We start from the raw sequence: 26,875 nt of genomic DNA on the forward strand, positions 1-26,875 counted from the left end.
TAGATGAAAAAAAAAGCTTTGTCGTTGTTACTTATATTAATTGCTATAATTTTTATAGCTCCATTTTTAGGAGTTTTAATAGAGGGAATTAAAATAAAAACATGGCAGTATATATTACAAAGTCAAAGGACATATATAGCTATATTTAATACACTTTTAGTTGCAGTTTTAACACTGATCATTAATATTCTGATAGGAACACCTGTGGCATTGAATTTAGTAAAGTATAACTTTAAAGGAAAGAAAATTATAGAGTTGTTGGTTATTCTTCCGTTGGTTATTCCATTATTTGTAACTACTATGGGTATTCAGTTTGCATTTATAAAGTTAGGGTTGATAGAAACGATTTTAGGGGTTGCAATTGTACATGGAACAGCGACGTTGCCTTATTATATAAGAGGACTAAAAGCCGGATATTCAATTTTCAACAGAGATTATGAAAAAATGGGACGAATGATGGGAGCTAATTCGATAGAAATATTTTATAAAATTACACTTCCAATAATTATGCCGGCTTTTATTGCATCAAGTTCATTAGTTTTAATAGTTTCATTTGCTCAGTATTTAACCACTTTAATAATTGGTGGCGGAGAAATAATAACTATTCCAATTTTAATGTTTCCGTATATATCAGGCGGAGATATAAAAATTGGAGCCGTTTATAGCATTATATACATAACCATAAATTTAATTTTGATTTTATTACTAGAAAAATCTATAAAGAAAATATATGACAAGAAGAATTTTGGAGAAAAAAATGATAAATATTAAGAATGTTAATAAAGAGTATGAAAATTTTAAAATTGAAAACTTGAATCTAAATATAAAAAGAGGAGAATTTGTATCTATTTTAGGGCAATCAGGCTCTGGAAAATCAACTATTTTAAATATAATTTCAGGTTCGGATAAGTCTTTTACAGGTTTTATTACAATAGATGAAAAATCTATACAGCAGTCTATAAAAGATGGAAAAATTTCCATGGTATTTCAAGATACTTTGCTTTTGCCACATTTATCTGTATATGAAAATATAGCTTTTGGATTAAAAATAAGAAAAATCCCTAAGGAAGAAATAAAGCAAAGAGTATTAGAAATTTCAGAAAAAATGGAACTTAAAGAATTATTAGACAGACTTCCTAATGAGATAAGTGGTGGGCAAAAGCAAAGAGTGTCGATAGCTAGAGCTTTGGTTATGAAGCCGACACTTCTTTTGATGGATGAACCATTTTCAGCTCTAGATCCAAAGTTAAGGGAGAAGCTTCAAAAGCTGATGAAAGATATTCATAAAAATTTATCAATTACTATTATATTTGTTACTCATGACAGGGATGAAGCATTTTACCTGTCAGATAAAATAGGAATAATAAATAGAGGTAAATTAGTACAATATGACAATCCCATACATATGTATTCAAATCCTAAAAATACATATATTGCAAAATTTTTGGGGATAGAAAATATTTTTACTGGAGAGCAGTTTAAAAGACTTTCTAATCTAAAATTTCAAGAGAGTAAAATACTTGCTCTAAGAAGTGAAGATTTGAGAATAACAGAAGAGATAACTGGTATCGAAGGAATTATTAAGGAAATAATATTTAAAACAGGATTTTATACTATAAGAGTAGAAGTGGATGGATTAAATATAGAGATAAAACAAAATAGGATAGATTTTGGTATCTACGAAGAAAAAGAAGTGTATATAAAATTTAGAGAAAAAGATATTATTCACATAAGAGGAGAAAAATAAAAATGTTAGATACTCATTGCAGAAAATATATACAGCCAATTATTGGATATGGAGCTGAATTTTTTATAAAGTGTAAACTCTCGGCTAATCAAGTTACAGTGCTGGCGCTCATTCTGGGTGTAAGTAGCGGGATATTTTCATATATGAACATGCCATTTATAGCTCTAGGAGTACTTTGGATTTCAGGATACTTGGATGCAGTTGATGGAACTATAGCTAGAAGACAGGGGTCTACAGATTTTGGAACTGTTATGGATATAACTTTTGATAGAATAGTTGAGATATCTATAATAATTGGACTATCATTAAGACATCCAGAACTTACAGCATATTTTTTATTTTTAGCATGTTCAATTATTATAACAATGACAATTTTTTTAACAACAGGATTGATGACTAGCAAGAAAAGTGAGAAATCATTTTATTATCAGGCTGGCTTAGCTGAAAGAACGGAAGGGTTTTTAATGTTTTCATTGATGATTATTTTTGGAACTTATTTAAAAATAATCGTTCTTGTTTTTACTGGAATGATACTGTTTACAGCTGCCCAAAGATTCTTGGAAGCTAAACAACTTTTATCCAAATAATAAAAATATTAAGCAGCTAAAGTTCTATCTTATAAATACTTTAGCTGCTTATTTTTATTTAATATTATTTAAACAAAATTCTTCAAAATGAGGAAGTGTTAAACACCAGTCACAGAAATTTCCCCAATCTTCTTTAAGTTTATGATGTCTTCTTTGTTGATAAATAGTTTTTAATTGTAAATAAGAAGTAGTAACTCTCATAGTTTGCTCAAGACCCATAGGACAGTTTGAGATAACCTTCATGTATATTTCATATTTACTATATATTTTATTTTCGATTTCAATAGTTTCTTGTCCAGGAATGAAAGAGTTGAAAATATCAATCCATTTTTGTAAAATTTCAATTACAGCATCGTCAACATATTCATTACAAGAGGCTTTTAAGTCCATTTTTATAAGACGGTGCATTTTAGAAGTACTAGAAACTATATCAGCAAAATGGTATCTTTGGAATTGAGGAGTCCAGTAGTTTGGATAAGTTATATCAAACTGAACAATAATTCCTTTTAAGAAGTTATCATGTCCAGTTCCAGTCGGAACATTTCCAAGTTTTGAAGCTCTTTTATAATCTTTCTCATTTAGAGTTATTTCATCTTCCCAGCTCTCTATTTGTGATCCAACCATTGGATATCCACTTGCAATTAAACTTTCATCTAAACCATATACTTTATCGTTAAATATTTTTAACATAGATTGATTTCCTCCCTACATATTTTATTGTCAGAACATTATAGCATAATAAAGGTTGAAAAAAAAATAAATTTAAGTTACCATAGAAGTAAATAATTTTTTTTAGGGGGAGGTTCTGAAATGCTTTTTTATGAAAAATATATTGATATATCTCAAGAGGTTCTCAAAGGTTTTAAAGAGAATAGTCCAGTAATTGGAATTGATTCTACAATATTAAGTAACTTTTCATATCCAGAAAATTTGAAAAGAATTTATGAAATAGAAGACAAGATAAGAAGTAATGGTGGTGTCCCCGGCATCATGGTTATTTTGAATGGAAGACTTAAGGTTGGGGTATCCAAAGACGAGTTAGAAATTTTAGCAAAAATGGAATTTTTAACCGTAGCTTCCAAGAAAGATATACCATATTTAATACTGAAAAGAGAAAGTGGGGTTCTTTCTTTTGATTCAGCTTTGGCGGTAGGAATTCTTTCTGGCTTAAAAGTATTTTTAACAGGATATTTAACTTGCGATAAGAATCCAATAGATATTAATAAATATATCTACAAAGATTTATGTGAGTATAGTTTTAATAATATTGCTGTAATTTCGTCGGGAATTAGAAGTGAAGCTGAAATGAATTTAATTGTAAAGAATTTTGAAACTAACGATGTACCTATAATTGGATATCAAATAGAAAATATTCCAATATATAATAGTGAAAAAATTGCAAAAGTAAACTATAAAATAGAAACACCATCAGAAATAGTTTCTTTTCTTACTATCAAGTGGGAGTTAGGAATAACAGGTGGAGTAATCATTTTTAATGAACAATTTGATGAAAAATTAGAAAAACAAGAAGAGTGGAAAATTATAAATCTAAAGAATTTGACCAAAAACATAAAAATAGCTACTACAATAGGAAGTGAAATTTACAGAATTAAGTAGAGCACAGGGAGGAACATTGGAAAACAAGGATAAATTACAAAGGAAAGCAGTTAGTTTAGAGGGGTTTATATGTATAGGAATTATAGTTGGAATGTTTTATACACTTTCAAGTATTATGGGTGGAATAAATATGATAAATACCCTTATTAAAACTTCGCATGATTTACTTTTAAATACAGTATTTTTTATAATGGGAGTAGCTGTTCTAGCAGGAGCATTCTCAGCAGTCTTATCTGAATTTGGAGTTATAGCTATATTAAATAAAGTGTTATCACCTCTAATGGGTCCACTTTATAGATTACCAGGTGCAGCAGCTATAGGAATTTTAACAACTTATATTTCAGATAATCCTGCAGTTTTAAGTCTAGCAGCAGATAAAGGATTTAGAAAATACTTTAAAAACTATCAGCTTCCAGCATTAACAAATCTAGGAACTTCTTTTGGAATGGGATTTATTGTATCAGCATTCATGGTAGCTCAAAGTACATTAATAAATGAGGATTTAATAGTACCGGTTATAATTGGTAATATAGCAGCATTTTTAGGAAGTATTGTGAGCGTAAATCTTATGATTAATTTTACTAAGAAAAAATTCAAAGAAGATAAAATTAAAGATGAGGGAGAATATAGCGACGAAATTCTTAATCATAGAGAAGTTAGAGAAGGTAATGCAGTAGAAAGACTTCTAGAAGCTATTTTAGAAGGAGGAAAAACTGGAGTTCAAATGGGATTAGAAATAATACCAGGTGTTTTAATTATTTGTACTACAGTTTTAATGTTAACAAATGGACCAACAAATGGAGTTTATACAGGTGCAGCATATGAAGGAGTTGGATTCTTACAATATGTTGGAGAAAAATTAAACTTCATATTAAGACCTCTATTTGGATTTACAAGTCCAAAAGCTATAGCGTTCCCAATAACATCTCTAGGAGCTGTAGGAGCTGCTCTTGGACTAGTTCCTCAGTTTATAAAAGAAGGAGCTATAACATCAAGAGAAATAGCTGTATTTACAGCTATGGGGATGACTTGGAGTGGATACTTAAGTACTCACGTAGCTATGATGGATAGCTTAGGTTACAGAAAGCTAACAGGAAAGGCAATATTTAGTCATACTTTGGGTGGAATATTTGCAGGAATTATGGCAAATGTTTTATATTCTATCTTTTTATAATAGAATTTAAGGAGAAATATGAAATATAAAATAGACTTACATATACATACAAGTGTTAATCCTCATGCATTTAGTACTTTAGAAGAAAATATAAGAGCAGCTTCAAAAAAGGGAATGGAAGTTATAGCTATTACTAATCATGGTCCAGCTCTTCCAGATACTCCTCATTGGTGGCATCTTGTGAATATTTCTATATTGCCTGAAGTAATAGATGGAGTTAGAGTATTAAAAGGTGTAGAAGCAAATATAATGGATGAGTATGGAAGACTTGATATAAATCAAGACGTATATAGCAAGATGGAGTTAGTCATGGCTGGATTTCATATTGTAAAGGGATACGGAGATAATTTGGATAAAGAAAGAAATACAAAAGCATTAGTAAATTTGATAAATTCACAAAAAGTTGATATAATAGTACATCCGGGGAATCCCCTTTTTCCAATAGACTATGAGGCATTTGTAAAAAATGCTAAATTAGCAGAAGTAGCAATTGAAATAAATAATACATCTTTAGGAGCAACAACAAGAGTTGGATCCCTTGAGAATTGTAAGACCATTATTGAGTTAGCGAAAAGAGAAGGATGCTACATAGTTTTAGGAAGTGACTCACACTATTCTGGACACATAGGAGATTTTTCTAGAGCAGAAAAGCTTGTGGAATTATTGGATTATCCACAGGAGTTAGTTCTGAATAGTTCTAAAGAAGTATTGGAAAAATTCTTGAATAGAAGAAAAGAGTTAAGAGCAGTAAATGTAGAATGATTTTTAAATTATTATGGAGGGAAAATGAAAAACAATAGAATCTGTGAACTTTTAGGGATTAAATATCCTATTATTCAAGGTGCGATGGCGTGGATATCAGAAGGTAATCTAGCAGGCCATGTTTCAAAAGCGGGAGGGCTTGGAATTATTGCTGGTGGAGGAATGCCACCTGAAATTTTAAGAAAAGAAATAAAAAAAGCTAAAGAAATAACAGCAAATCCATTTGGTGTAAATCTTATGCTTATGATGGAAAATGTAGAAGAGCAAATTGACGTATGTATTGAAGAAGGAGTAAAAGTTGTTACGACTGGAGCTGGAAATCCTGGAGCTTATATGGCTAAATTAAAAGCTGCAGGAATAAAAGTTATACCGGTTGTAGCGTCAGTAGCTCTTGCTAAAAGAATGGAAAGAATAGGTGCAGATGCTATCGTTGCCGAGGGAATGGAAGCTGGAGGACACATAGGAGAAATTACAACTATGTCTTTAGCACCACAAATAGCTAGCGCTGTTAGTATTCCTGTTATAGTTGCTGGTGGAGTAGCTAGTGGAGAGCAGTTCTTAGCAGCTCTTGCTCTTGGAGGAGAGGCAATTCAGGCTGGAACAATATTTATAGTTGCAGAAGAGTGTGTTGTACACGAAAACTACAAGCAATCTATTTTAAAAGCAAAAGATAGATCAACAGTTGCTACAGGGAATTATACAGGGCACCCAGTTAGAGTAATACATAATAAACTTGCAAAAAATATATTGGATATGGAAAAGCAAGGAGCTTCTAAAGAAACAATAGAAGAGCAAGGTAGAGGAAAGCTTAGATTAGCTGTTGTAGATGGAGATGTTGAATTAGGAAGTGTTATGGCTGGACAGGTTGCTGGAATGGTAAACGAAAGAAAAACTTGTGAAGAAATAATAAATTACTTAGTAAATGGATTAAATGAAGCTAAAGAAAAGTTGAACAACAGAATAAATTCTTGGAATTAAAAAATAGCTATTGATTTTTTGAAAATTGTAAAGTAGAATTTACTAATTGAATTTTCAAGGAGGGATTGACTATGTGGATAAGTGGAGAGATTAACTCTAAAAGAATAAGACATGTTGAAGCCCAGCTTAGATTATGCTTGATAAGAATTAAAAAGATTCATGAAAAGATTTTAGAGGCAAAAGATGAGGGTAAAAAAATCAAAGAGCTAAAATATATTAGAATGCTAAAAAGCACAAGTATTCATTATGAAGAGCTCAAGAGTATGAGATACTACCTTACCACATAGAAGACACCTGGAAATTAGGGGGAAGCATTTTAAATGCTTCCTTTTTTGTTTTACTAACTTGACAAAAAAGTGATATAATAATAAACTGATAATTGAATGAGGAATATAGAAAAATTTAGGAGTGGGTATGATAAAGAATATAGTCTTTGATATTGGGAATGTACTACTTAATTTTAAACCAAGAAAACATCTTGAAGATCTTGGCTTTTCTGAAGAGGTGGGAGAGAGGATATACTCTGAAATCTTTGAAAGTGATGAGTGGATTGAGTTAGATAAAGGAACAATAACAGAGAGAGAGGCAACAGAAATTTATTGTAAAAAGTCATTGGATATAAAAGATGAAATTGAATTGACAATGGCGAACTGGCAAGATATCTTGACACCGATAGAAGAGAGTGTTGAAATATTAAAAAATTTAAAGAAGAGTGGATACAATATCTATTTTTTATCTAATTTCCATAGAGAATCGTATAAAACTGTTTATGAGAAATATGATTTTTTAAAATTAGGAGAGGGAAAAATAATTTCATATGAAGTTGGAATTGTAAAACCTGAAAAAGAGATATATGAAATTTTACTTAACAAATATGAATTGCAATCTGAAGAGACAATATTTATAGATGATTCTTTGGCTAATGTAGAGGCTGCAGAAAAGTTAGGAATAAAGGGTATTTGGTATTTAGATTCTGAAGGGTTAAAAATTTCGCTTGATGAATATTTAAAATAGAAAATACAAGGGTGGAGCAATGAAAAAAGAGGTTTTAAATTATTTTGAAAATAATTATGAAAAACTGAGTAAGAGTTTTAAAAAGATAGTGAACTTTATAAAACATAATCAGAGTTTAGTTTCGTTCATGTCTATAAATGAATTGGCTAATGAAACAGGAACAAGTCCAGCTACAATAACAAGATTTTCTAAATCTTTAGGGTTTAAGGGTTATCCAGAATTTCAAGAAGTTTTTCAAAAAGAGATGGAAAAAGAAACTTCACAAATGAAAGAATTTAGAGAGAGTATTGCTGATGGACAAAAGGAAAATATATTGGCCGATATCATAAAAACAAATATAGAACTTTTAGAAGAAATAGATCTAATTACTGTTGAAAAACAATTGGATCAAGCTGTAGAATGGATAAAAAGTAGTAGAAAATTATATGTTCTTGGAGCAAGAGGATCTTATTCATTAGCATATTACCTATATTTTATGTTAAAAGAATTTAGAGAGGGCGTTGAGCTTATGATTTCAGGAGCATCTGATTTTACGGACAGACTCCTATATTCTGAAAAAGATGATTTACTTTTAACAATATCTTTTCATCCATATACTAACTTTACATGTCAGGTAACAGAATTTTTTAAAGAACAAGGAAACAAAGTTATAACTATGACAGATAAGAAAGATTCAAGATTAGGAAATATTTCAGATTTAGTTATAACAACTAAAAACGGTGGAAGAGCTTATACTTTTGTACCAGGAATTGTAATTTTAAACGCTTTACTTTTTAAGCTAGGTATGGATAATAAAGAAGGAACAATGGAAAAATTAGATAAACTTAAAAATATCACAGATAAATTTAATATATATGCAAAAAATTAAAGAGGACATTCTAAGAATAGTAATTTACTATTTTTAGATGTCCTTATTTTTTATCCTCTTATAAACCCTAGAGCTTCTCCACCAAGAATATGGAAATGAAGATGAAAAACCTCTTGTCCACCGTGTTCATTACAATTAGTAATAACTCTATATCCAGATTCATCGATATTAAAAGCTTTAGCAATCTCTTTAATTGCGATATACATTTCACCTATTAGTTCTTTATCCTCATCAGAAATATCATTTATTGTTGGGATTTCTTTTTTAGGAACTACTAAAATATGAACAGGTGCTAATGGATTGATATCTTTAAAAGCGATAACTTTATCATTTTCAAAAACAATGTTTGCTGGAATTTCTCTATTTATAATTTTAGTAAAAATAGTTGCCATAAATTATTTTCCTCCTAAATTAATCTTCGATTAAATCAATTCTCTTTTGATGTCTTCCACCTTCAAAGTCAGTTGATAAGAAAGTGTCAACTATGTCAAGAGCTAGTACGTCACCTGTGATTCTTGCTCCAAGAGCTAAAATGTTTGCATCGTTATGTTCTCTTGTAAGTTTTGCCATAGTTGTATTTCCACAAAGAGCAGCTCTGATTCCTCTGAATCTATTTGCAGTTATAGATATTCCTATTCCAGTTCCACAAATTAGAATTCCATATTTGGCTTCGTTAGTAAGAATAGATTTAGAAACTTCTTTAGCAAAGTTTGGATAGTCTACAGATTCAGAAGAATATGTTCCCTTATCTAAAATTTCAAATCCCTTTTTTTCAAGATGTGATTTGATAATTTCTTTTAGTTCGAATCCACCATGATCTGCACCTAAAGCTATTTTCATTTTAATCCTCCCAGTTATAAAAATAATGTTTAAAAAAATCAGCCACAAATTTTAAGTTTGTGGCTGAGGATTTTTGAATATTCTAATTAGTCGTCAAAACCGTGGAAATGAGCGTGTCCATGCTCAAGTTCTTCTTCAGAAGCGTCTCTAACGTCAGAAACAGTAACTTCGAATCTTAAATCTTTACCAGCGAATGGATGGTTACCATCAGCAGTGATAACGTCATCTTCTATTTTAGTTATAACGAAAGATTGCTCAGTATCATCATCCATATCAGCGATGAAATCTAATCCTTCATAAATGTCGTCAAATTCAGTAAACTCAGATCTGTCCATTTCTACTATTAAATCCTCGTCATATTCTCCGTATCCTTCTTCAACAGAAAGATCTAATGTTGTGTGGAATCCTTTTTCTTTTCCTTCTAGAGCTTCTTCAACTTTAGGAACAAAGTTTCCAAATCCTTGGATGTAAAAGAATGGTCCAACTTCAGTCGTATCTTCTAAAAGTTCATTAGTTTTTGCATCATAAACTTTAAATTCTAATGTAACTACTTTTCCTTCTTCAATTTTCATAATAATAATCACCTCGTATGTTCCCATTTATTAATAAACAGGGTATCTAACTAAAGGATAACATAAAATGTTAGAAATTTCATTAAAAAAATAAAATTTTTTTTAAAATCCCATTTCATTTTTAACTTTTTTCATATTTTTTTCAGAAGTTAATTTTTCTAAAATTAAAAAAGCCACATCTATGCTTGTTTTAGGAGCCGAACTTGTAATAATATTATTATAAATGACTATTTCTTTCCTCAGAGGAATAGCTAAATATTTTTCTAATTGATTGAAATATCTGTTGTTATCCAAAAGATATGTCGTAGCAGGGATATTTTTTAGTAGTCCAGCTTCACCAATTGCTAAAGCCCCAGTGCATATCCCAATAATATACTTGTTTTTTTCATTAAAATAGTGAAGAATAGTATTGAAGATAGGATTTTTAATATCTTTAAAAAAATTAGCTTTTCCAAATCCACCAGGAATAATTATTCCCTCGAAATTATTAATATCAATTTCTTCTTCTGAGAGGTTTATTTCTGGAATAATTTTCAAATTCCAAGTCGCTAAAATTTCATGGTGAAATCCACAGGTGACAAGACTGATATCCTTGCTTCCCACAACACTATTCCACCCAAAAACATCTATAAAAGGAGCTGCTTCTAAAGACTCAAAACCGGTTGAAAGAAAAAGTAAAATTTTCTTCATAAAACCTCCAAAAAAAAAGATTGACTAAAAGGTTAAAAAGCAATACAATATCTCGTATTTTAAAAAATAATTTCACATAAGTATTATAATAATTAATTGTATAAAAAACAAATTAAAATAAATTAAAACTGTTTTCATAAGGAGGTAAGATGACAAAACTTAATCAAGAATTAACACCAATTTTCTCTACTTTAAAGGATGTTTATGCAAAAAGAGATATAGTTCCGTTCCACGTTCCGGGTCATAAGAGAGGAAAGGGAGTTGACAGCGAATTTTTAGAGTTTATGGGACCTAACCCTTTTTCTATAGATGTAACAATTTTTAAAATGGTAGATGGATTACATAATCCAAAAAGCTGTATAAAGGAAGCTCAAGAGTTAGCAGCAGATGCCTATGGAGTAAAGAAAACCTTCTTCGCAGTAAATGGAACATCAGGTGCAATACAAGCAATGATAATGTCTGTAGTAAAACCTGGAGAAAAAATCTTAGTTCCTAGAAATGTTCATAAATCAGTTTCGGGAGGAATAATACTTAGTGGATCTCTTCCTATATACATGAATCCAGAAGTGGATGATGAATTAGGAATAGCTCATGGAGTAAAACCAGAAACTGTTGAAAAAATGTTAAAGCAAAATCCAGATACAAAAGCAGTTTTAATAATTAATCCAACTTACTATGGTGCAGCTACTGATATAAAAAGAATTGCTGACATAGTTCATAGTTATGATATACCTCTAATTGTAGATGAGGCACATGGTCCACATTTACATTTCCACGAAGATCTTCCTGTATCAGCTGTAGATGCTGGAGCAGATATATGTTGTCAGAGTACTCATAAAATAATTGGAGCTATGACTCAAATGTCAATGCTACATATCAATTCAAACAGAGTAGATGTAAATAGGGTACAACAAATTTTAAGTTTGTTACATACGACATCTCCATCTTATCCACTAATGGCTTCTTTAGATTGTGCTAGAAGACAAATTGCTACTGAAGGTAGAGAATTGTTATCTAAAACTATAAAGATAGCGACAGATTTAAGAGCAGAAATAAATAAAATTCCAGGAATTTTTTCTTTTGGAAAAGAAATTGTTGGAAGAGATGGAATTTTTGCTTTTGATCAAACAAAGCTTTCAATAACTGCAAAAGATTTAGGTCTTACAGGTTTTGAACTTGAAACACTTTTAGTGGATGATTATAATATCCAAGTAGAACTTTCTGATTTCTATAATGTTTTAGGATTAATAACAATAGGAGATACAGAAGAAAGTGCTGAGAAACTTTTAGTTGCTCTTAAAGATATAAGTGCTAGATTCTTTGGAAAAGGGAAAACAATTGAAGGAAGCATAAAAAAAATGCCAACTATTCCAGAAGCTGTTCTTATTCCAAGAGAGGCATTTTATAGTGAGAAGAATAAAGTAAAATTTGCAGAGAGTGAAGGGAAAATATGTGCTGAGATGATAATGGCATATCCACCTGGAATCCCTATAATAACTCCTGGAGAAAGAATCTCTAAAGAAATAATAAATTATGTAAAAGAATTAAAAGAAGCTAAACTTCATGTTCAAGGGATGGAAGATCCAGAGCTTAATTATGTAAATGTAATTGAAGAAGAAGATGCAATTTACCTATATACTGAAAAAATGAAAAATAAAATGTTTGCAGTTCCAATGAATCTTGGTGCAAATAAGGCAGGAATAGAATTCGGACCTGAAATATTAATGGAACATTATCCAGATACATTTGGAGAAATGACAATTATTGATGTTGAGAAGCAAAGAGAGAACTTTAACGAGTGGAATTTAAAGTATAAGAATACTATTTTAAATACTTGTGAGAAATTAGCAGCTTCAGTAAATGAAGCAGTTAGAGATGGATATAGACCTATAACAATAGGAGGAGACCACTCAATAGCTTTAGGAAGTATTTCGGGAGTTTCATTAGAGAAAGAAGTTGGAGTAGTTTGGATAGATGCTCATGGAGATATGAATACTGATGAGACAACAATTTCAGGAAACATTCACGGAATGCCATTAGCACTTCTACAAGGTGTAGGAGATAGAGATTTAGTAAATTGTTTCTATGAAGGAGCTAAAATTGATAGCAAAAATGTAGTTATAATTGGAGCTAGAGATTTAGATGTTAAAGAAAGAGAAGTAATTGAAAAATTAGGAGTAAAAGTAATTCATTATGATGATATAATGCATAAAGGATTAGAAAATGTTTTAGATGAAATTAAAGACTACTTAAAAATTGACAACATTCATATAAGTTTTGACGTTGACTCAGTAGATCCTGAATTTGCTCCAGGAGTAAGTACACCAGTAAGAAGTGGATTTACACCAGAAGAGATGTTCCAAACATTTAAATTCTTATTTAAAAATTATTCTATAACATCAGTAGACATTGTAGAATTTAATCCAGTTAACGATAAAAATAATAAAACAGGAGATTTTGTAAACGAACTTACAGAATTTGTACTAAATCCTAACTTTTAAAAAATAAATAAAAAGAGTCCTTTTGGGCTCTTTTTTTATATACTGTTGAAATCTATTCCGCCATAGAGTAAAATAGATAGAGAAAAACATTTCAAAAGGAGAGAAGTGTATGATAAAATTATTCTTATTATTTTTTACAACGGTAATGATAAATATATATGGATCAGAGTATAACTATCCATTTAAAAATCCATACAAGGCAACAATCTTAGGAAGTTCTATGTTGATGACTGATGGAGTCCCAGAAACAGTACCAACTAAAAAGTATAAAATTAAAATTCCACCATTTGAAACTCCACCTAGTAATCTTTGGTATGAACAAGGATACGAGTTTGCAGTTTCTGCTCAAAAGAAAAAAGCTCCTTTAATTTTTATTTTATCTGGAACTGGAGCGAAATATGATTCTACAAGAACAAAGCTTTTCCAAAGGATATTGTATGGGGCAGGTTATCATGTAATAACAGTTTCATCAGCATTTAGTACGAATTTTATAACAACAGTTTCAAGTAGTAAGATGCCTGGAATGCTATTACAAGATTCGTTGGATGTGTATAGAGCTTTAGAGAACATGTACAAAACAGTACAAAATGATATTGAAGTTTCAGATTTTTATTTGATGGGATATAGTATGGGAGCTTCTCATTCCGCAGTTGTATCTTATATTGATGAAAGTGTAAAAACATTTAATTTCAAAAGAGTATTTATGGTAAATCCTGCTGTAAATTTATCTGTATCAGCAAATATACTAGATGATATGTTAAATAAAAATATAGGAGATAACAAAGAGAATATAGGTATTTTAGTGGATAGAGTAATCTATAAGGCTCTAAAAAAATCAAATGGTAGTTCTGTAAGTTTAAATGAAGAGACTTTATACAAATTATTTGAAAAAGAACATCTCTCAAATAAAGATATGCAAGCTTTAATTGGGTTAGCTTTTAGATTAATTTCTGTAGATATAAATTATGTAACAGATTTATTAAATAATACAAAGGTATACGTTAAAGAACCGGTTGGAAAATTTACAAACATGTTTCCATATTTTCAAATAGTTAATTTTGCAAGTTTTAATGATTATTTGACAAAATTAGCATTTCCATATTATAGAAATATAATTGGAACTTCGATGACTATGGAGAAATTACTAGCTACATCAGACCTAGAACAGTTTAAGTTTTATTTAAAAAATAGTAAAAAAATTGCTGTGGTAACAAATGTAGATGATTTTATTTTAACTGAAAATAATAGAAAATTTTTAAAAGATACTTTTGGAAATAGATTTTTAATGTATCCAAAAGGCGGACATTGTGGGAATATGTTTTATTCCGAAAATGTAAAAGTCATGTTAAAATTTTTAGAGGAGGGGACACTAAATGAAAATAAATAAGATATTAATTTCAATAGTTATGGTCCTATCCTTATCTTCATGTAACAATGTGGAAAAAATTGAAGAGAGTGATTATAGAGGTAGAAATATCGAGTTTACAGAAATCACGGAACAAGATGCGAAAGATACAAAATTTTTAGCAATTTATGATCCGGTAGAACCTTTTAACAGAAGAATGTATTACTTCAATTATTATTTAGATAAATATTTTTTAATACCAGTTGTCAATACATATGAATTTGTTACACCGACACCTCTACAAAAAGGTGTTAATAACTTTTTTAATAACTTCCAAAATGTTTCAACTTTTGCCAATTCAATTTTACAGTTTAAACTTGGAAAAGCCGCTGTTACTGCTTTAAGATTTGGAGTGAATAGTACAGTTGGAATATTAGGTTTGTTTGATGTGGCAACAGATATTGGATTACCAAAAACTTATGAAGATTTAGGTTTAACTTTAGCTTATTACGGAGTAGGAAATGGACCGTACTTAGTTTTACCGGGATATGGACCTACGAATTTAAGAGATATAACTGGAAAAGCTGTTGGTGGAGTTCTTATATACGAAGCTGATATATATCATCCTCTAGACTTTAGAGCTGATGGAATAGAAGGTGGAAGTTTATATGCCATCAATACAAGAAAAAATACAAAATCATTTAGATACTACGGGACAGGAACACCGTTCGAGTATGAATACGTAAGATTCTTCTATACTACTTATAGAGATATATTAAAAGACAATGATTAATAGGGGGGAAGTAATGAATTTACAAGAGTTTGTTTTGAACTACAGAGAGGACGTAATAAAATCTATACAAGAGGCGGTTAGAATAAGAAGTGTGCAAGAATTAGGAAAACCGGGGAAGCCTTTTGGTGATGGAGCAGCAGAAGCTTTAGAATACTTTTTAGAGTTAGGAAAATCAATGGGATTTGAAGTTGAGAATTTCGATAACTATGCTGGTCATATAGATTTTGGAAATGGTGAAGAGATGCTAGGAGTTTTAGGACATGTGGACGTTGTCCCTGAAGGGGATGGATGGACATTTCCACCATACTCTGCAACAATAGCAAATGGAAAGATTTATGGAAGAGGAGTTTTGGATGACAAAGGTCCAAGTATAGTTTGTCTTTATGCTATGAAAGCTCTTAAAGACTCAGGAGTAAAATTAAATAAAAAGATAAGAATGATATTAGGTGCGAATGAAGAGAGCGGTTGGGAGTGTATGAAACACTATTTTGGAAAGTTAAATATGCCACAGCCAGATTTAGCTTTTACTCCAGATTCAGGATTCCCAGTAACATTTGCAGAAAAAGGAATTTTACACTTAGGGTTAGAGAAAGTATATAATGAAAATTTAGATTTTAGTATTGTAGGTGGAACTGCATTAAACTCTGTTCCAGATTCAGCAATGGCTATATTACCATTATGTATGAGGGATGAGATAGAAAATAAAATTGAAGAATTTAATAAAGATAAAGATTATAAAATTAAAGTTATAGAACGTGGAGATAAAATTGGTTTAGAATCTTCTGGAAAAGCATCTCATGGAGCTAGACCAGCAAAAGGTTACAATAGTATAACTGCTTTATTTAAATTTTTAGGGACATTAGAGATAGAAAATAAGAATTTGAAAGAAATTGTAGAGTTTTTTAAAGAATATATTTCTATGGATTGTGAAGGAAAATTATTAGGTGTAAACTTAGAAGATGAGCCATCAGGAAAATTATCTCTAAATGTTGGTAAAATAGATTTCCAAAATGATAAATTTTATTTAGGATTTGATATAAGATATCCTGTAACTTTTACAAAGGAAGTTGTGATAGATCAGATTTTAAAAGCTACAGAGAAGTATGGAATAGAGCTAAGAATTTTATCAGCAAAAGATCCTTTATATGTTCCAAAAGATACATTCTTAGTTAAGACTCTTATGAATGTTTATCAAGAGATAACAGGGGATTACAAGACTCAACCAATAGCAATTGGTGGTGGAACATATGCTCGTGCTGTAAAGAATGGAGTAGCCTTCGGAGCGTTATTAAATACTCAAGAAGATAACATGCACCAAAGAGATGAATCGCTAGATTTAGATAAGATTGATACTTGGTTAAAAATATATATTCAAGCTATTTACGACTTATCAAAATAAAAGTCTTTACTTTTTCTGAATACTGATGTATAATTAATTATATTAATAATATAAGTTAAAAATTTCAAGTGGTAATTAAGGAATATCTTTCAAAAGTGCCTTTTTATTAAATTTAAATTTAAGATTTGTATAGTTAAAATTAATTATGGAGGTATACTAATGAACGGTATTGTAAAATGGTTTAACGATGAAAAAGGATTTGGATTTATAACTGGTGAGGACGGGAAAGATGTATTCGCACACTTCTCTGAAATCAAGAAAGATGGATTCAAAAAGTTAGTAGAAGGAGAGGAAGTTACTTTTGATTTAGGTCAAGGAACTAAAGGACCTCAAGCTACAAACATCAAAACTAAGTAATTACAACAATTATAAAGTTATTAAAGGCTGAAGATATTAATATATCTTAAGCCTTTTTTTTTATTGAAAAGAGGTGAGAAATGAAAGTTTTAATAGATGCAGATGCTTGCCCAGTAACTGATATTGCTATAAGAATAGCAAAAGAATTTAATTTAGAGACAATAATAGTTTGTGATACTGCTCACAAAATTGAAAGAGCGGGTGTTGAAACAGTTGTTATAAGCCAAGGTGCGGATGCTGTTGATTTTGCAATAATATCTAGAGTGAGTAACTCTGATATTGTAATAACGCAAGACTATGGATTGGCTTCTATCGTTTTATCGAAAAATGCACATGCAATAAATCAAGATGGACTAGTATATAACAAGTATAATATAGAAAGTCTTTTATTTTCGAGACATATGTCACAAAAACTTAGAAATTCAGGTAAAAGAACAAAAGGACCTAAGAAGAGATTAAAAGATGATGATATAAGGTTTGAAGAAAGTTTTAGAAGGATTGTATTAAATAATATAGGAAAAAAAATTACTAAGGAGAGTTAGAATGGCTAAAGGTCTAGACAAACATATGGAGAGAAAAAGTATAGTAACAAGTTTTGGAAAAGATTTGGCGAGAAGATCTAAATCAACTTGTGAGTTATGTGGAACTAAAAATGTGAAATTATCGGTATATGAAGTTCCGCCAGTTGAAGAAGAACCAGTATTTGAAAATTGCTTATTTTTATGTGATGATTGTATAAAAATATTAAATAATATTAAAAAATCTCAAGAGAATGAATTGAGATTTTTAGGAGATTCTATGTGGAGTGAAGTTCCATTAGTTAAAGCAACATCAATTTATGTACTTGAACAGATAAAGGATAGATACCACTGGGCAAATGAAATGTTGGAAAATGCCTATTTAGATGAAGAAACATTAGAAATATTAGGTAGAATCAAATGAATTATATCCAAAATTTAATGATGAGTTTAAAAGATGGTCAAGGAAAACTTTTTGTTCAACTTTTATTTGAAGGAATGCTTACATTTACGATAAGATTAATTATTTTTGGGTTAATATTATTTATAGGTTCAAGAATAATAAAAAAAATAATATCGTCGTTGGATAAGATTCCTTATGTTGAACAGGATCTTAGTACTAAACAATTTACTAAATCTATAATTAAATTAGGGTTATATATTATCTTTTTTCTTATTGGATTGTTAGCTTTTGGATTTTCTGAATCTTCAATAGCTACAATGATAAGTGCTATTGGATTAGGCGTTGGAATTTCATTGAAAGATTTTCTATCTAATATAGCTGGTGGAGTAGTTATATTTTTTTATAAACCTTTTAAGGTTGGAAATTTTATAAAAGTTAATGGAGTTATGGGAGAAGTTTTTAGAATAGAAGTTTTTTCAACACATATCAATAGTTTGGATAGCAAGAGAATAATAATTCCAAACAATGTTATGATAAGTGGAAATATTATAAATTATGATTCGAATGAAGTAAGACGTATAAAATTAATGTTATCTGTTTCATATAGTTCAGATATGAAAAAAGTAATGTCTGTATTAAAAAATTTAGCCTCTACTTACGAGGGATTAGATTATTCAATGGAAAATTTTATAAATGTTATGGAGTATGGAGACTCGAGCATAAATATTTTATTTATGGTTTGGACAAAGACAGAAGGATATTATAAAGTGCGTGGAGAGTTAATGTCTTATATAATAGAACTATTTACAAAAGAAAATATAGATGTTCCATTTAATATACTAGATGTGACTCTAACAACTCCACCCAAATAATTTTTAAATGACTAATGTATATAAAAAAGAAAGTTTATTAAAAAATATAAGTAGACCAATTATCATTAAAAGAATCCCATTTATTTTTTCTAAGATTGAAATGTGATTATTTATAAAATTGATAAATGGTCTCATTTTTTTTATTGTAAGCGTTAGAATTAAAAACGGTAATGAAAATCCTAAAGAGTAGATTCCTATTACTGCTAGACCTCCTAAAAAGGTTTTTGACGTAGTTGTATATGCGATGACTGTAAAGAGTATAGGTCCAGTACACGGAGTCCATCCTAGGCCCAATGTGACTCCTAAGAAAAATGGAAATAAATATCCACCCTTATCAAAATTATTATCCAAATAGATTTTTTTTTCAGAGTTGAAAACTTTCCACGTTTTAATATTTAATAATTGTAAACCAAATAAAAAAATTATAAAACCTATAATTTTAGTAAAATATTGATTTCCAATTATAACACTTAAAATATTTGCAAATTTATATATAAGTATTTGTAATGTAAAAAAAGCTCCGGTAAATCCAAGAAGTAAAAAAATAACAGACAAAAATAAATTTCTTTCTTTTTTAGTTAAAGTTGAAAAATAGATTGGAAGTAAGGGTAACGTACAAGGGGAAAACACAGATGTAATACCCGCTAAAAAAACTATTATATAAGATGTAGTTTCCATTATTCTTCCTTTAAATTTTCAAAGATAGATTTGATACTCTCAAAATTTACTGCTCCTAAATGCTTATAGACGATTCCCCCATTTTCATCTAAAATAAAGGTCATAGGAACCCCTCTTATTAAGAATTTATTGCCTACTTCCATATTTTTATCCTCATAAAAAGTGTAGTTGAATTTTTCTTTATCTAAATATTTTTTTATATTTTCTTTAGAATCTATCAGAACAGGGACGATATTGATACTTAAATTTTTATTGTTATCCATAAAACTATTCAAGCTCTTTTTTTCCTCCAAACATGCAGGACACCAAGTTGTTCCAAAATTTAAGATGGTCATTTTCCCTTTGAAATTATTTTCTGTAAATTCTTTGCCAGATGGATATTCATAAATTTTAAATGGCTTAATGATATTGCCTACTTCTAGACCAACAACATCAGTGGAATATAGAAAAGAATGTGAAATCATTAATAATAAAAAATAAAAGATTTTTTTCATATTTTACCTCCTTATACTTATTATAATTTGTATAGATATTATCACCTTGCTTTAGTGAAGTCAACCGCCAAAAAGATGTTGATTATTGAATACAAATTATGTATACTATATGTACTGTGTGCAATACATTAAAATTAAGGGAGATATCTAAATGTCAGAAAATAAAATAATATGTTTTTGTAAAAATGTAAACTATGAAACAATAGTAAAATCAATAGAAGATGGAGCGAAAACAGTAGATCAAATAAAAGAAGTTACTGGTGCTGGAACAGCATGTGGAAGATGTACTGGTAGAATTCAAGAAATTTTAGATTCGAATAAATAATTGAAAAGAGGTAGTTCCTTATAATAGGAACTACCTCTTTTATTATTTGCTTGCCTTATAATCAGCTTCAACTACTTCTTTAAGTTTTAATAACTGCTTATGAAGTATATGTCTATCAATAGATTTGAATAATTTATAAAGAGAAGTACCTTTTAAAATCCACGCAGTTTCAGTCAGATGAGTTTTATCAGTAGGAACATCTTCGAAATCATACTCAATTTTAAAATCTACCCATTTGCTTCCAATTTCAATTTGGTACATTTTTCCATCTTCGTACGCCAAAACTTTTCCAGTATATTCTTCTTTTGATCCATACATTTTTATTTTTTCTTCAAAAGTACTTCCTACATTTCCATCAACTTTATTAAATGTTTCCTCTTTTAAGCCTTTTATCCATGTACCATTTTTTTGATAATCAGAAAGAAACTTAAAAACGAAATCTTTTGGAGCATTTATTTCTACACTTTCAACATAAAAAGGAACTGTTTCATTAATATCTTTTACTTGCATAATTTATATCCTCCTAAATTGTTTTATATGGTTATGTAAATTATATTAGAGTTATTTTATTATTTCCTTTATTTTGATTTTATAAATTTTTAAGGTACAATTCAATAGAAAAAAATAGGAGGAGATTGAATGATAAAAAAAATCATGATGTTATTATTTCTATGTTTTACGGTAGTATTTTCAGATGAGTTTGAAGGCGACTGGATGATACCTTCTGGAAAAACTGTTATTAGAATAGTCAAAAAAGGTGAAGAATACTCGGGGTATGTAGTATGGCTAAAAGAAAAGGAATATCCCAAGGGGGATAAAATGGAGGGTCTTGAGCAGATAGATAGAAAAAATCCAAATTCTAAATTAAGAAATAGAAAAGTTATAGGGCTTCAAGTAGTTGGAGATATGAGACAAGACCCTAAAAACCCAAATGTTATTTCAGGAGGATGGGTATATGATTCTTGGAATGGTAAAAAATATTATGGACAGGCTAAAATAATAGATAAAAATACATTAGCTTTAAAAGGGTCATTGGATAAATGGGGTGTTTTTGGTTATTCACAAGAGTGTAAACGGATAAATTTAAAAGGAAAAGAGTAATCTATTCAGATTACTCTTTTTTATAAATATTCCAATAGTTTTCAAGACCCCTAATTTTGAATAAATGTTCCAAAAGAATCAGAGTATCTTCTCTGTTCATAGAGAATGGTAAAAGTTCGAAACCATCTAAAGCTTCCTTAATTACGGCATTAATATATTCTTTTTTAAATTTATTAAACTTGTTTGGCTGAGTTTCCATATCTTTAAATAAAGAGTTTAAAGAGAAACCATAATTATGAATTAGCTTTGAAATAGAGAAGTTAGCTTTGCTACTTTCATAATCTTCATTTATATCACATAAATCATCTAATTTTTGTAGAGAAATTCCTATTTTAAACATTCCTGTTTTTAAGGATTCTAATTTTTCTAAAACTTTAGAATCTTTTTCTAAAGAAATTGGAGATATTAAAGAAAGTACTAAAAGTTCTCCACCTATTCCCTTTAATATATTTTTAGAGATATAATCTGGAGTTGGATATGTTTTATAGTTATTTAAGTCTCTTAGAGACTCACTTACAGCGACAGAATAGATTTTCTCTAATAATGTATTAGCAGTTTGGCCTAAAGGGTCATTTAGCTTATAAAGAGATGAGTGAATCAGATTTTGTCCTAACATTACAAGTAAAATATTATTCACAATATGATTTTTAGGTTCTTTCAAAAAAAGAATACCTTTATTTTCATTATCTATTATATTATCAGTGGAAGTTATAATTGTTCTTAAAGAAAAAATAATTTTTCCATATTCTATAACTCTTTCCTCGTCTATTCCCGTATTTTTTATGGAAATAAGCATTATAAATGAAAAAAAGTTTGTTTTGAAGCTTTTGCTGAAAGATTTATAGTCATTATTTAGCTTTAAATTTTTATGGAAAGATATATTCGATTTGAACTGATTTTCAATTTCGTGTTCAATTTTATTTAATAACAAATGTCCATCTTTTAAAAGTTTAAGTAGATTTAAATTTTTTAAGACAGCTGCTCCAAGTTTAACTTTACTCACTGTAAATCACTCCCAAATAATAATTTTTTCAACTATTAATATGTTATAATTATAATTGTCAAAATGCAACTTTTTTTAAACAACTGGAGGAATAATGAACTGGAAAACACTAGAAATAAAAGATAAAAAAATAATAGATGAATATACAAAGGGGAAATTTACAATATCTGATTTAAATTTTACTAATTTTTTAATTTGGAGCAGTTCTGAAAAGATTGAGTTTTTAGAAAAAGATTCTATATTATTAATCAGAGGAGAATTTGAGGGACTTAAATATTATTTTGTTCCAATGTCCAAAAAAGGAATAGATGATAAAGAAAAGATAGAAGAGGCTATGATTGAATTATATAACCGAAAAGAAAAAATAGTATTTATTCCAGAGGAGTATAAAGAGGCATTAGAAAATAAATTTGTATTTCAGGAATTAAGGGATACTTTTGATTACATATATAATATGGAGAGTTTATCACTTTTGAAGGGTAGAAATTACTCTGAGAAGAGAAATAAAATAAATGGATTTAAAAAACTATATAATTATAGTTATGAAAAGTTAAGTGATAATAATATAGAAGAAATTGAAGAATTCCAAAAAGAATGGATTATTAAAAATGAGAAGCACAAAGATAGAATAATAGTAGCTGAAAGCATTGGAATTACTTTATTATTAAAAAATTATAAACAGCTAGGGATTGTTGGTGGAGTCATAAGAATTGACGGAAAGATTATAGCTTACGCACTAGGAGAAAGATTAAATGATGAGATGGCTGTTATTCATATAGAAAAAGCTCTTATAGAGTATAAAGGTAGCTATCAAATGATAAATTATTATTTTTCAAAAGAAGAATTTAAAGATATGAAATATATAAATAGAGAAGATGATTTTGGAAATGAAGGGCTTAGAATTGCAAAGCTTTCATATTTACCAGCAAAATTACTTAAGAAGTATGAAATATTAGATTTAAGATAATGGGAGTTGAAAATTATGAATATTTTTTTAGAGTTTTTAGAGGATATAAAAGTAGCTTTAAAAAATTATAGAAGAGCAAATTCAAGTCTTTGGGTAACTTCGTTATGCTATTTTTCTATTTTTTCTTTGGTTCCAATCATAGCTATTGTATTTAGTTTTGGAAAATGGCTTGGAATAGAGGAGTACTTGATAAATCAATTCATAAAAAATTCACCACTAAGTTTAGCACTAGTAAGTGAACTTTTAGAAACAGCAAATAATTTAGTGGAAAAAACTAGAGGTGGAGTATTAGCTGGAGTGGGATTTATATTTTTAGGATGGAGTATAATTTCAATTTTTTCTCTTATAGAAAAATCATTCAATGAAATATGGAATATAAAAAAAGGCAGAGGAATATTAGAAAAATTTTCTAATTATTTAGCTGTTTTCACATTGTTTCCAATTGTTTTAGTTTCAATAAATGGGATTTGTAATTTTTTTAATAATTCTTTACTAAAAGAATTAAGTCCGTATTTGAGTTTATCTATATTCTTTTCACTTTTTTATTTTTATATGCCTAATACAAAGGTAAAAAAAGGTCCAGCTATAATTTCTGGAGTTTTTGTAGCCGTAGTTTTTAATCAATTACAATTGATGTTTATAAATTTACAAATGGTAATAACAGCTTACAATAAAATATATGGGAGCTTTTCAGTTATACTAATATTTTTACTTTGGTTAAAATTTATATGGTTTTTAATTATATTAGGAGGACATCTAACTTTCTTTTTTCAGAATAGAAATAGAATAGTTCAAGGTAAAGAAATAAATACTCTTAGTTTTGAATCTTTGTATAAGTTGTCGTTAATAACAAGTATAACTTTAGTTAAAAATTATATAAAAAGTGATACTCCGATATCACTGATTGAACTGGAAAATGAGACTAGAATATCTAGTGAAATTTTAAAAGATATATTAGAAGTTTTAAAGAGTAAAAATATTGTTCTACAGGCATTATATATGGGAAATGATTCATGCTATAGATTATCAAAAAATATAGATGAGTTGACATTAGGCGATATAAAAGCTTCAGTTTATGAATATGGAGATAAGATAGTTTTAAAAGATTTAAATGAGAGCATTGTAACTCTTCTAAAATCAGATGACAAAACAATGCTCTTAAAAAACTTATTAAACTAAATTTGCACCTTCAAAAAAGATTTCTCCTAAAATAAATGTTACTGCAATAGGTAGGAAGATGTTAATAAAAGAGGCTGGAAAAAATAAAGAAAAAAATCCTGATACGAATAAAGAATAACCATATACAGTTAGAAATTTTATTTTTTTAAAGTTTGCCTTTAAAATTAGAGATGCGAATAAAAATTGAAGAATCACAGATACAACAAGAATATAAATTGAAAAATTCGGAGTATTTTTTGTAGTTATTAATGGAAGTAAAAATTGAAATACAGAGAAAAATTCTAAAAAAATAAAACTATATATAAAAAAATTTAAATTTTTTATAGAACACTTTTTATTTAACAATTTTTTTAATTCTAAAAGTATATATGTAACAAGAAAAGTACCAGTTATTAAAATCATAAATTTTATAAATGTATTCAGTCCATGAGAAAAATAACTTAAAATTAAAATCAAAATATAAAAATGACAAAATAGAGATCCTATATTAAATTTTTTCATGACCACACCTCCAAGTAATTTTGTAATATGAGTATACTTTGAGAAGTTAAAAAAATAAATAAAAAAATTGAAAATTAAAATAAATGATGATAATCTATTGTTAGGTTTTAAAGAGCTACAAAAGATTCGAGGAGGGAGTAAATGTTTAGAGTTATTAATAAAATAGAAAAAAGTTATGATGAAAATGTCACACTATTTTTTGAAGATAAAATATCTACTTGTGAATATCTTTCTGAAGAGAGTAGAAAACTAATAAATAAAGTAATAGAAAAAGAGAAATTTACTGGAAAATTTAAAGAAACTATAAAATTCACATTTTTAGAAAATGGATATTTAGTTACTTTAACTTATGTTGGAGCTGGAAAAAAAGAAGAATTTACAGAAGATAGATTAAGAGAATTACTTTTCAGTACTCTATCTAAAATGACTGGGAATATACTTCTTTCGAGCGAAGAACCGGATCTTTGTAATACCAGAATATTAACAGAAATATTTTATAATATAAATTATTCATTTGATGTTTATAAAGAAAAAAAGAACGCTAAAATAAATTTAGATATTTTTAAAGAGCAAAAGACAGAGGGTATGGGAGAAGAGGAAATATTAGCTATTTCAACAAATATAACTAGAGCTCTAATTGATGAACCAGCAAATATTATAAATCCTGAAAGTTTAGCTGAAACAGCTGAAGCTCTTGGAAGAGAATTTGGTTTTGCTACTGAAATTTTAGAAGAGGATAAGATAAAGGAATTAGGGATGGAAGCTTTCTTAGCTGTAGGAAGAGCATCTATCAACAAACCTAAACTTATAGTAATGAGATATTTTGGAGATAAAACACAAAGAGATAAGAAATACGGTCTTATAGGAAAAGGATTGACTTTTGATTCTGGAGGATTATGTATTAAGCCAGCAGATGGAATGTTAGGCATGAAAGAGGATATGGGAGGGGCAGCAACAGTAATTGGAACGATGTGCTCTTTAGCAAAGTTAGGAGTTAAAAAAAATGTAATAGCTATAGTAGCGGCCTGTGAAAATTCTATTAGCTCAAATGCTTACAGACCTGGAGATATACTAACTACTATGTCTGGGAAAACTGTTGAAGTTATAAACACAGATGCAGAAGGAAGATTGACTCTAGCAGATGCAATAACTTATGCTATAAGAATAGAAAAGGTTTCAGAAATTTTAGATGTTGCAACTCTAACAGGAGCTATGATGGTTGCACTTGGTTTTGCAGCAACAGGTGTATATTCGAATTCAGATGAAAAATACTTAGCACTAGAGTCTGCGGGAAAATATTGGGGAGAAAAGTACTGGAGAATGCCTCTGTTTGATGAATATGGAGAACTTATGAAATCTGATGTAGCTGATTTAAAAAATAGCGGTGGAAGATGGGGAGGAGCCAATTCAGCAGCCAAGTTTTTAGAAGAGTTTACAGAAGGGTTGCCTTGGATGCATCTTGATATAGCAGGAACTGCGTTTTCAGATAAAGATAAAAAATGGATAAAAAAGGGAGCAACAGGAGTTGCAGTCAAAACTATATACACATATATAAAAAATATGATATAATACCTCTTGAAATTAAAAATT

33 protein-coding genes are annotated in these 26,875 nt (G+C 29.0%); 23 read left to right on the forward strand and 10 right to left on the reverse strand.

The features are described from left to right. The first annotated feature begins 3 nt into the window (after positions 1-3). The 3 genes from H3N56_RS09610 to H3N56_RS09620 are packed head-to-tail and all read left to right on the forward strand — an operon-like array spanning position 4 to position 2,334. Positions 4-771, forward strand: a complete 768-nt coding sequence (locus H3N56_RS09610) for an ABC transporter permease (RefSeq protein WP_185880964.1) — start codon at positions 4-6, stop codon at positions 769-771. Continuing rightward, positions 758-1,747 (forward strand): ABC transporter ATP-binding protein, encoded by a 990-nt coding sequence (locus H3N56_RS09615; protein WP_185880965.1) that lies wholly within the window; start codon positions 758-760, stop codon positions 1,745-1,747. Before H3N56_RS09610 ends, H3N56_RS09615 begins: the two co-directional genes overlap by 14 nt. 2 nt (positions 1,748-1,749) lie before the next feature. Further along, positions 1,750-2,334, forward strand: a complete 585-nt coding sequence (locus H3N56_RS09620; RefSeq protein ID WP_185880966.1) for a CDP-alcohol phosphatidyltransferase family protein — start codon at positions 1,750-1,752, stop codon at positions 2,332-2,334. Between the two features lie 54 nt (positions 2,335-2,388). Here H3N56_RS09620 and H3N56_RS09625 read toward each other — a convergent pair whose 3' ends face one another. After that, positions 2,389-3,024 (reverse strand): hypothetical protein, encoded by a 636-nt coding sequence (locus H3N56_RS09625; RefSeq protein WP_185880967.1) that lies wholly within the window; start codon positions 3,022-3,024, stop codon positions 2,389-2,391. Between the two features lie 120 nt (positions 3,025-3,144). Between H3N56_RS09625 and H3N56_RS09630 the strand changes: the two genes are divergently transcribed. From H3N56_RS09630 to H3N56_RS09660, 7 genes are all read left to right on the forward strand, one after another. Next, complete coding sequence (locus H3N56_RS09630; protein WP_185880968.1) at positions 3,145-3,951, forward strand: pseudouridine-5'-phosphate glycosidase; 807 nt, start codon at positions 3,145-3,147, stop codon at positions 3,949-3,951. A 16-nt stretch (positions 3,952-3,967) separates the two neighbouring features. Then, positions 3,968-5,125: a hypothetical protein gene (locus H3N56_RS09635; RefSeq protein ID WP_185880969.1), complete on the forward strand. Its 1,158-nt coding sequence runs from the start codon at positions 3,968-3,970 to the stop codon at positions 5,123-5,125. An 18-nt stretch (positions 5,126-5,143) separates the two neighbouring features. Beyond that, positions 5,144-5,887 carry a phosphatase gene (locus H3N56_RS09640; protein ID WP_185880970.1) on the forward strand — a complete coding sequence of 248 codons (744 nt, stop codon included), beginning with the start codon at positions 5,144-5,146 and terminating at the stop codon, positions 5,885-5,887. Between the two features lie 24 nt (positions 5,888-5,911). Beyond that, entirely contained in the window at positions 5,912-6,865 is a 954-nt protein-coding gene (locus H3N56_RS09645; RefSeq protein WP_185880971.1) for a nitronate monooxygenase, read from the forward strand. A 71-nt stretch (positions 6,866-6,936) separates the two neighbouring features. Then, positions 6,937-7,152, forward strand: a complete 216-nt coding sequence (locus H3N56_RS09650) for a hypothetical protein (protein WP_185880972.1) — start codon at positions 6,937-6,939, stop codon at positions 7,150-7,152. Positions 7,153-7,279: 127 nt separating this feature from the next. After that, positions 7,280-7,879 carry an HAD family phosphatase gene (locus H3N56_RS09655; RefSeq protein WP_185880973.1) on the forward strand — a complete coding sequence of 200 codons (600 nt, stop codon included), beginning with the start codon at positions 7,280-7,282 and terminating at the stop codon, positions 7,877-7,879. A gap of 19 nt (positions 7,880-7,898) precedes the next feature. Further along, on the forward strand, positions 7,899-8,747 hold the full coding sequence (locus H3N56_RS09660; RefSeq protein WP_185880974.1) for a MurR/RpiR family transcriptional regulator: 849 nt from the start codon (positions 7,899-7,901) through the stop codon (positions 8,745-8,747). Between the two features lie 50 nt (positions 8,748-8,797). Here the strand turns inward: H3N56_RS09660 and H3N56_RS09665 are convergent, their stop codons facing one another. The 4 genes from H3N56_RS09665 to H3N56_RS09680 all read right to left on the reverse strand — a co-directional run bounded on the left by H3N56_RS09665 (position 8,798) and on the right by H3N56_RS09680 (position 10,849). Beyond that, on the reverse strand, positions 8,798-9,139 hold the full coding sequence (locus H3N56_RS09665; protein ID WP_185880975.1) for a histidine triad nucleotide-binding protein: 342 nt from the start codon (positions 9,137-9,139) through the stop codon (positions 8,798-8,800). A gap of 19 nt (positions 9,140-9,158) precedes the next feature. Beyond that, positions 9,159-9,587 carry a ribose 5-phosphate isomerase B gene (gene rpiB, locus H3N56_RS09670; protein WP_185880976.1) on the reverse strand — a complete coding sequence of 143 codons (429 nt, stop codon included), beginning with the start codon at positions 9,585-9,587 and terminating at the stop codon, positions 9,159-9,161. An 86-nt stretch (positions 9,588-9,673) separates the two neighbouring features. Then, complete coding sequence (locus H3N56_RS09675) at positions 9,674-10,159, reverse strand: peptidylprolyl isomerase (RefSeq protein WP_185880977.1); 486 nt, start codon at positions 10,157-10,159, stop codon at positions 9,674-9,676. Positions 10,160-10,261: 102 nt separating this feature from the next. Continuing rightward, positions 10,262-10,849, reverse strand: coding sequence for a DJ-1/PfpI family protein (locus H3N56_RS09680; protein ID WP_185880978.1), 588 nt, complete (start codon positions 10,847-10,849; stop codon positions 10,262-10,264). A gap of 149 nt (positions 10,850-10,998) precedes the next feature. On the opposite strand from H3N56_RS09680, the gene H3N56_RS09685 reads away from it, so the two are divergent. The 8 genes from H3N56_RS09685 (at position 10,999) to H3N56_RS09720 (ending at position 19,037) form a co-directional block, all read left to right on the forward strand. Continuing rightward, complete coding sequence (locus H3N56_RS09685) at positions 10,999-13,350, forward strand: aminotransferase class I/II-fold pyridoxal phosphate-dependent enzyme (RefSeq protein ID WP_185880979.1); 2,352 nt, start codon at positions 10,999-11,001, stop codon at positions 13,348-13,350. Between the two features lie 109 nt (positions 13,351-13,459). After that, positions 13,460-14,737 (forward strand): serine/threonine protein kinase, encoded by a 1,278-nt coding sequence (locus H3N56_RS09690; protein ID WP_185880980.1) that lies wholly within the window; start codon positions 13,460-13,462, stop codon positions 14,735-14,737. Then, entirely contained in the window at positions 14,724-15,488 is a 765-nt protein-coding gene (locus H3N56_RS09695) for a VacJ family lipoprotein (protein ID WP_185880981.1), read from the forward strand. The genes H3N56_RS09690 and H3N56_RS09695 overlap by 14 nt, the downstream gene beginning before the upstream one ends. A 13-nt stretch (positions 15,489-15,501) precedes the next feature. Next, positions 15,502-16,887: a dipeptidase PepV gene (gene pepV / locus H3N56_RS09700; RefSeq protein WP_185880982.1), complete on the forward strand. Its 1,386-nt coding sequence runs from the start codon at positions 15,502-15,504 to the stop codon at positions 16,885-16,887. A gap of 159 nt (positions 16,888-17,046) precedes the next feature. Then, entirely contained in the window at positions 17,047-17,244 is a 198-nt protein-coding gene (locus H3N56_RS09705; protein WP_185880983.1) for a cold-shock protein, read from the forward strand. 80 nt (positions 17,245-17,324) lie between these two features. After that, positions 17,325-17,786, forward strand: a complete 462-nt coding sequence (locus H3N56_RS09710) for a YaiI/YqxD family protein (RefSeq protein WP_185880984.1) — start codon at positions 17,325-17,327, stop codon at positions 17,784-17,786. A gap of 1 nt (position 17,787) precedes the next feature. Beyond that, positions 17,788-18,186 carry a PhnA protein gene (locus H3N56_RS09715; protein ID WP_185880985.1) on the forward strand — a complete coding sequence of 133 codons (399 nt, stop codon included), beginning with the start codon at positions 17,788-17,790 and terminating at the stop codon, positions 18,184-18,186. Then, positions 18,183-19,037, forward strand: coding sequence for a mechanosensitive ion channel family protein (locus tag H3N56_RS09720; RefSeq protein ID WP_185880986.1), 855 nt, complete (start codon positions 18,183-18,185; stop codon positions 19,035-19,037). The genes H3N56_RS09715 and H3N56_RS09720 overlap by 4 nt, the downstream gene beginning before the upstream one ends. 3 nt (positions 19,038-19,040) lie before the next feature. Here H3N56_RS09720 and H3N56_RS09725 read toward each other — a convergent pair whose 3' ends face one another. Beyond that, complete coding sequence (locus H3N56_RS09725) at positions 19,041-19,715, reverse strand: cytochrome c biogenesis CcdA family protein (RefSeq protein ID WP_185880987.1); 675 nt, start codon at positions 19,713-19,715, stop codon at positions 19,041-19,043. After that, positions 19,715-20,209 (reverse strand): TlpA disulfide reductase family protein, encoded by a 495-nt coding sequence (locus tag H3N56_RS09730; protein WP_185880988.1) that lies wholly within the window; start codon positions 20,207-20,209, stop codon positions 19,715-19,717. The genes H3N56_RS09725 and H3N56_RS09730 overlap by 1 nt, the downstream gene beginning before the upstream one ends. Positions 20,210-20,360: 151 nt before the next feature. On the opposite strand from H3N56_RS09730, the gene H3N56_RS09735 reads away from it, so the two are divergent. After that, the gene (locus H3N56_RS09735) at positions 20,361-20,534 is read left to right on the forward strand and encodes a (2Fe-2S)-binding protein (RefSeq protein WP_185880989.1); all 174 of its coding nucleotides are present in this window, start codon (positions 20,361-20,363) and stop codon (positions 20,532-20,534) included. Between the two features lie 42 nt (positions 20,535-20,576). Here H3N56_RS09735 and H3N56_RS09740 read toward each other — a convergent pair whose 3' ends face one another. Then, positions 20,577-21,044, reverse strand: a complete 468-nt coding sequence (locus H3N56_RS09740) for an SRPBCC family protein (RefSeq protein ID WP_185880990.1) — start codon at positions 21,042-21,044, stop codon at positions 20,577-20,579. A 129-nt stretch (positions 21,045-21,173) separates the two neighbouring features. Between H3N56_RS09740 and H3N56_RS09745 the strand changes: the two genes are divergently transcribed. Further along, the gene (locus H3N56_RS09745) at positions 21,174-21,635 is read left to right on the forward strand and encodes a DUF2147 domain-containing protein (RefSeq protein WP_185880991.1); all 462 of its coding nucleotides are present in this window, start codon (positions 21,174-21,176) and stop codon (positions 21,633-21,635) included. Positions 21,636-21,645: 10 nt separating this feature from the next. Here H3N56_RS09745 and H3N56_RS09750 read toward each other — a convergent pair whose 3' ends face one another. Further along, positions 21,646-22,638 (reverse strand): hypothetical protein, encoded by a 993-nt coding sequence (locus H3N56_RS09750; protein WP_185880992.1) that lies wholly within the window; start codon positions 22,636-22,638, stop codon positions 21,646-21,648. A gap of 94 nt (positions 22,639-22,732) precedes the next feature. Here H3N56_RS09750 and H3N56_RS09755 point away from each other — a divergent pair, with 94 nt between their 5' ends. Then, positions 22,733-23,605 carry a DUF2156 domain-containing protein gene (locus H3N56_RS09755; RefSeq protein WP_185880993.1) on the forward strand — a complete coding sequence of 291 codons (873 nt, stop codon included), beginning with the start codon at positions 22,733-22,735 and terminating at the stop codon, positions 23,603-23,605. Between the two features lie 15 nt (positions 23,606-23,620). Further along, complete coding sequence (locus H3N56_RS09760; protein ID WP_185880994.1) at positions 23,621-24,784, forward strand: YihY/virulence factor BrkB family protein; 1,164 nt, start codon at positions 23,621-23,623, stop codon at positions 24,782-24,784. Here H3N56_RS09760 and H3N56_RS09765 read toward each other — a convergent pair. Then, positions 24,776-25,285, reverse strand: coding sequence for a hypothetical protein (locus tag H3N56_RS09765; RefSeq protein WP_185880995.1), 510 nt, complete (start codon positions 25,283-25,285; stop codon positions 24,776-24,778). The genes H3N56_RS09760 and H3N56_RS09765 overlap by 9 nt on opposite strands. A gap of 141 nt (positions 25,286-25,426) precedes the next feature. Between H3N56_RS09765 and H3N56_RS09770 the strand changes: the two genes are divergently transcribed. Beyond that, a complete protein-coding gene (locus H3N56_RS09770; protein WP_185880996.1) occupies positions 25,427-26,854 on the forward strand; it encodes a leucyl aminopeptidase in 1,428 nt (475 codons plus the stop codon). The last annotated feature ends 21 nt before the right edge of the window (positions 26,855-26,875 follow it).

The organism is Cetobacterium sp. 2A (assembly GCF_014250685.1).
In the GTDB taxonomy this organism is placed as follows: Bacteria; Fusobacteriota; Fusobacteriia; order Fusobacteriales; family Fusobacteriaceae; genus Cetobacterium.

What these genes read in the sequence shown, in the direction of transcription:
- H3N56_RS09610 (WP_185880964.1), top strand. Translation starts at nt 4, where the DNA reads ATGAAAAAAAAAGCTTTGTCGTTGTTACTTATATTAATTGCTATAATT.
- H3N56_RS09615 (WP_185880965.1), top strand. Translation starts at nt 758, where the DNA reads ATGATAAATATTAAGAATGTTAATAAAGAGTATGAAAATTTTAAAATT.
- H3N56_RS09620 (WP_185880966.1), top strand. Translation starts at nt 1,750, where the DNA reads ATGTTAGATACTCATTGCAGAAAATATATACAGCCAATTATTGGATAT.
- H3N56_RS09625 (WP_185880967.1), bottom strand. Translation starts at nt 3,024, where the DNA reads ATGTTAAAAATATTTAACGATAAAGTATATGGTTTAGATGAAAGTTTA.
- H3N56_RS09630 (WP_185880968.1), top strand. Translation starts at nt 3,145, where the DNA reads ATGCTTTTTTATGAAAAATATATTGATATATCTCAAGAGGTTCTCAAA.
- H3N56_RS09640 (WP_185880970.1), top strand. Translation starts at nt 5,144, where the DNA reads ATGAAATATAAAATAGACTTACATATACATACAAGTGTTAATCCTCAT.
- H3N56_RS09645 (WP_185880971.1), top strand. Translation starts at nt 5,912, where the DNA reads ATGAAAAACAATAGAATCTGTGAACTTTTAGGGATTAAATATCCTATT.
- H3N56_RS09650 (WP_185880972.1), top strand. Translation starts at nt 6,937, where the DNA reads ATGTGGATAAGTGGAGAGATTAACTCTAAAAGAATAAGACATGTTGAA.
- H3N56_RS09655 (WP_185880973.1), top strand. Translation starts at nt 7,280, where the DNA reads ATGATAAAGAATATAGTCTTTGATATTGGGAATGTACTACTTAATTTT.
- H3N56_RS09660 (WP_185880974.1), top strand. Translation starts at nt 7,899, where the DNA reads ATGAAAAAAGAGGTTTTAAATTATTTTGAAAATAATTATGAAAAACTG.
- H3N56_RS09665 (WP_185880975.1), bottom strand. Translation starts at nt 9,139, where the DNA reads ATGGCAACTATTTTTACTAAAATTATAAATAGAGAAATTCCAGCAAAC.
- rpiB (WP_185880976.1), bottom strand. Translation starts at nt 9,587, where the DNA reads ATGAAAATAGCTTTAGGTGCAGATCATGGTGGATTCGAACTAAAAGAA.
- H3N56_RS09675 (WP_185880977.1), bottom strand. Translation starts at nt 10,159, where the DNA reads ATGAAAATTGAAGAAGGAAAAGTAGTTACATTAGAATTTAAAGTTTAT.
- H3N56_RS09680 (WP_185880978.1), bottom strand. Translation starts at nt 10,849, where the DNA reads ATGAAGAAAATTTTACTTTTTCTTTCAACCGGTTTTGAGTCTTTAGAA.
- H3N56_RS09685 (WP_185880979.1), top strand. Translation starts at nt 10,999, where the DNA reads ATGACAAAACTTAATCAAGAATTAACACCAATTTTCTCTACTTTAAAG.
- H3N56_RS09690 (WP_185880980.1), top strand. Translation starts at nt 13,460, where the DNA reads ATGATAAAATTATTCTTATTATTTTTTACAACGGTAATGATAAATATA.
- H3N56_RS09695 (WP_185880981.1), top strand. Translation starts at nt 14,724, where the DNA reads ATGAAAATAAATAAGATATTAATTTCAATAGTTATGGTCCTATCCTTA.
- pepV (WP_185880982.1), top strand. Translation starts at nt 15,502, where the DNA reads ATGAATTTACAAGAGTTTGTTTTGAACTACAGAGAGGACGTAATAAAA.
- H3N56_RS09705 (WP_185880983.1), top strand. Translation starts at nt 17,047, where the DNA reads ATGAACGGTATTGTAAAATGGTTTAACGATGAAAAAGGATTTGGATTT.
- H3N56_RS09710 (WP_185880984.1), top strand. Translation starts at nt 17,325, where the DNA reads ATGAAAGTTTTAATAGATGCAGATGCTTGCCCAGTAACTGATATTGCT.
- H3N56_RS09715 (WP_185880985.1), top strand. Translation starts at nt 17,788, where the DNA reads ATGGCTAAAGGTCTAGACAAACATATGGAGAGAAAAAGTATAGTAACA.
- H3N56_RS09720 (WP_185880986.1), top strand. Translation starts at nt 18,183, where the DNA reads ATGAATTATATCCAAAATTTAATGATGAGTTTAAAAGATGGTCAAGGA.
- H3N56_RS09725 (WP_185880987.1), bottom strand. Translation starts at nt 19,715, where the DNA reads ATGGAAACTACATCTTATATAATAGTTTTTTTAGCGGGTATTACATCT.
- H3N56_RS09730 (WP_185880988.1), bottom strand. Translation starts at nt 20,209, where the DNA reads ATGAAAAAAATCTTTTATTTTTTATTATTAATGATTTCACATTCTTTT.
- H3N56_RS09735 (WP_185880989.1), top strand. Translation starts at nt 20,361, where the DNA reads ATGTCAGAAAATAAAATAATATGTTTTTGTAAAAATGTAAACTATGAA.
- H3N56_RS09740 (WP_185880990.1), bottom strand. Translation starts at nt 21,044, where the DNA reads ATGCAAGTAAAAGATATTAATGAAACAGTTCCTTTTTATGTTGAAAGT.
- H3N56_RS09745 (WP_185880991.1), top strand. Translation starts at nt 21,174, where the DNA reads ATGATAAAAAAAATCATGATGTTATTATTTCTATGTTTTACGGTAGTA.
- H3N56_RS09755 (WP_185880993.1), top strand. Translation starts at nt 22,733, where the DNA reads ATGAACTGGAAAACACTAGAAATAAAAGATAAAAAAATAATAGATGAA.
- H3N56_RS09760 (WP_185880994.1), top strand. Translation starts at nt 23,621, where the DNA reads ATGAATATTTTTTTAGAGTTTTTAGAGGATATAAAAGTAGCTTTAAAA.
- H3N56_RS09765 (WP_185880995.1), bottom strand. Translation starts at nt 25,285, where the DNA reads ATGAAAAAATTTAATATAGGATCTCTATTTTGTCATTTTTATATTTTG.
- H3N56_RS09770 (WP_185880996.1), top strand. Translation starts at nt 25,427, where the DNA reads ATGTTTAGAGTTATTAATAAAATAGAAAAAAGTTATGATGAAAATGTC.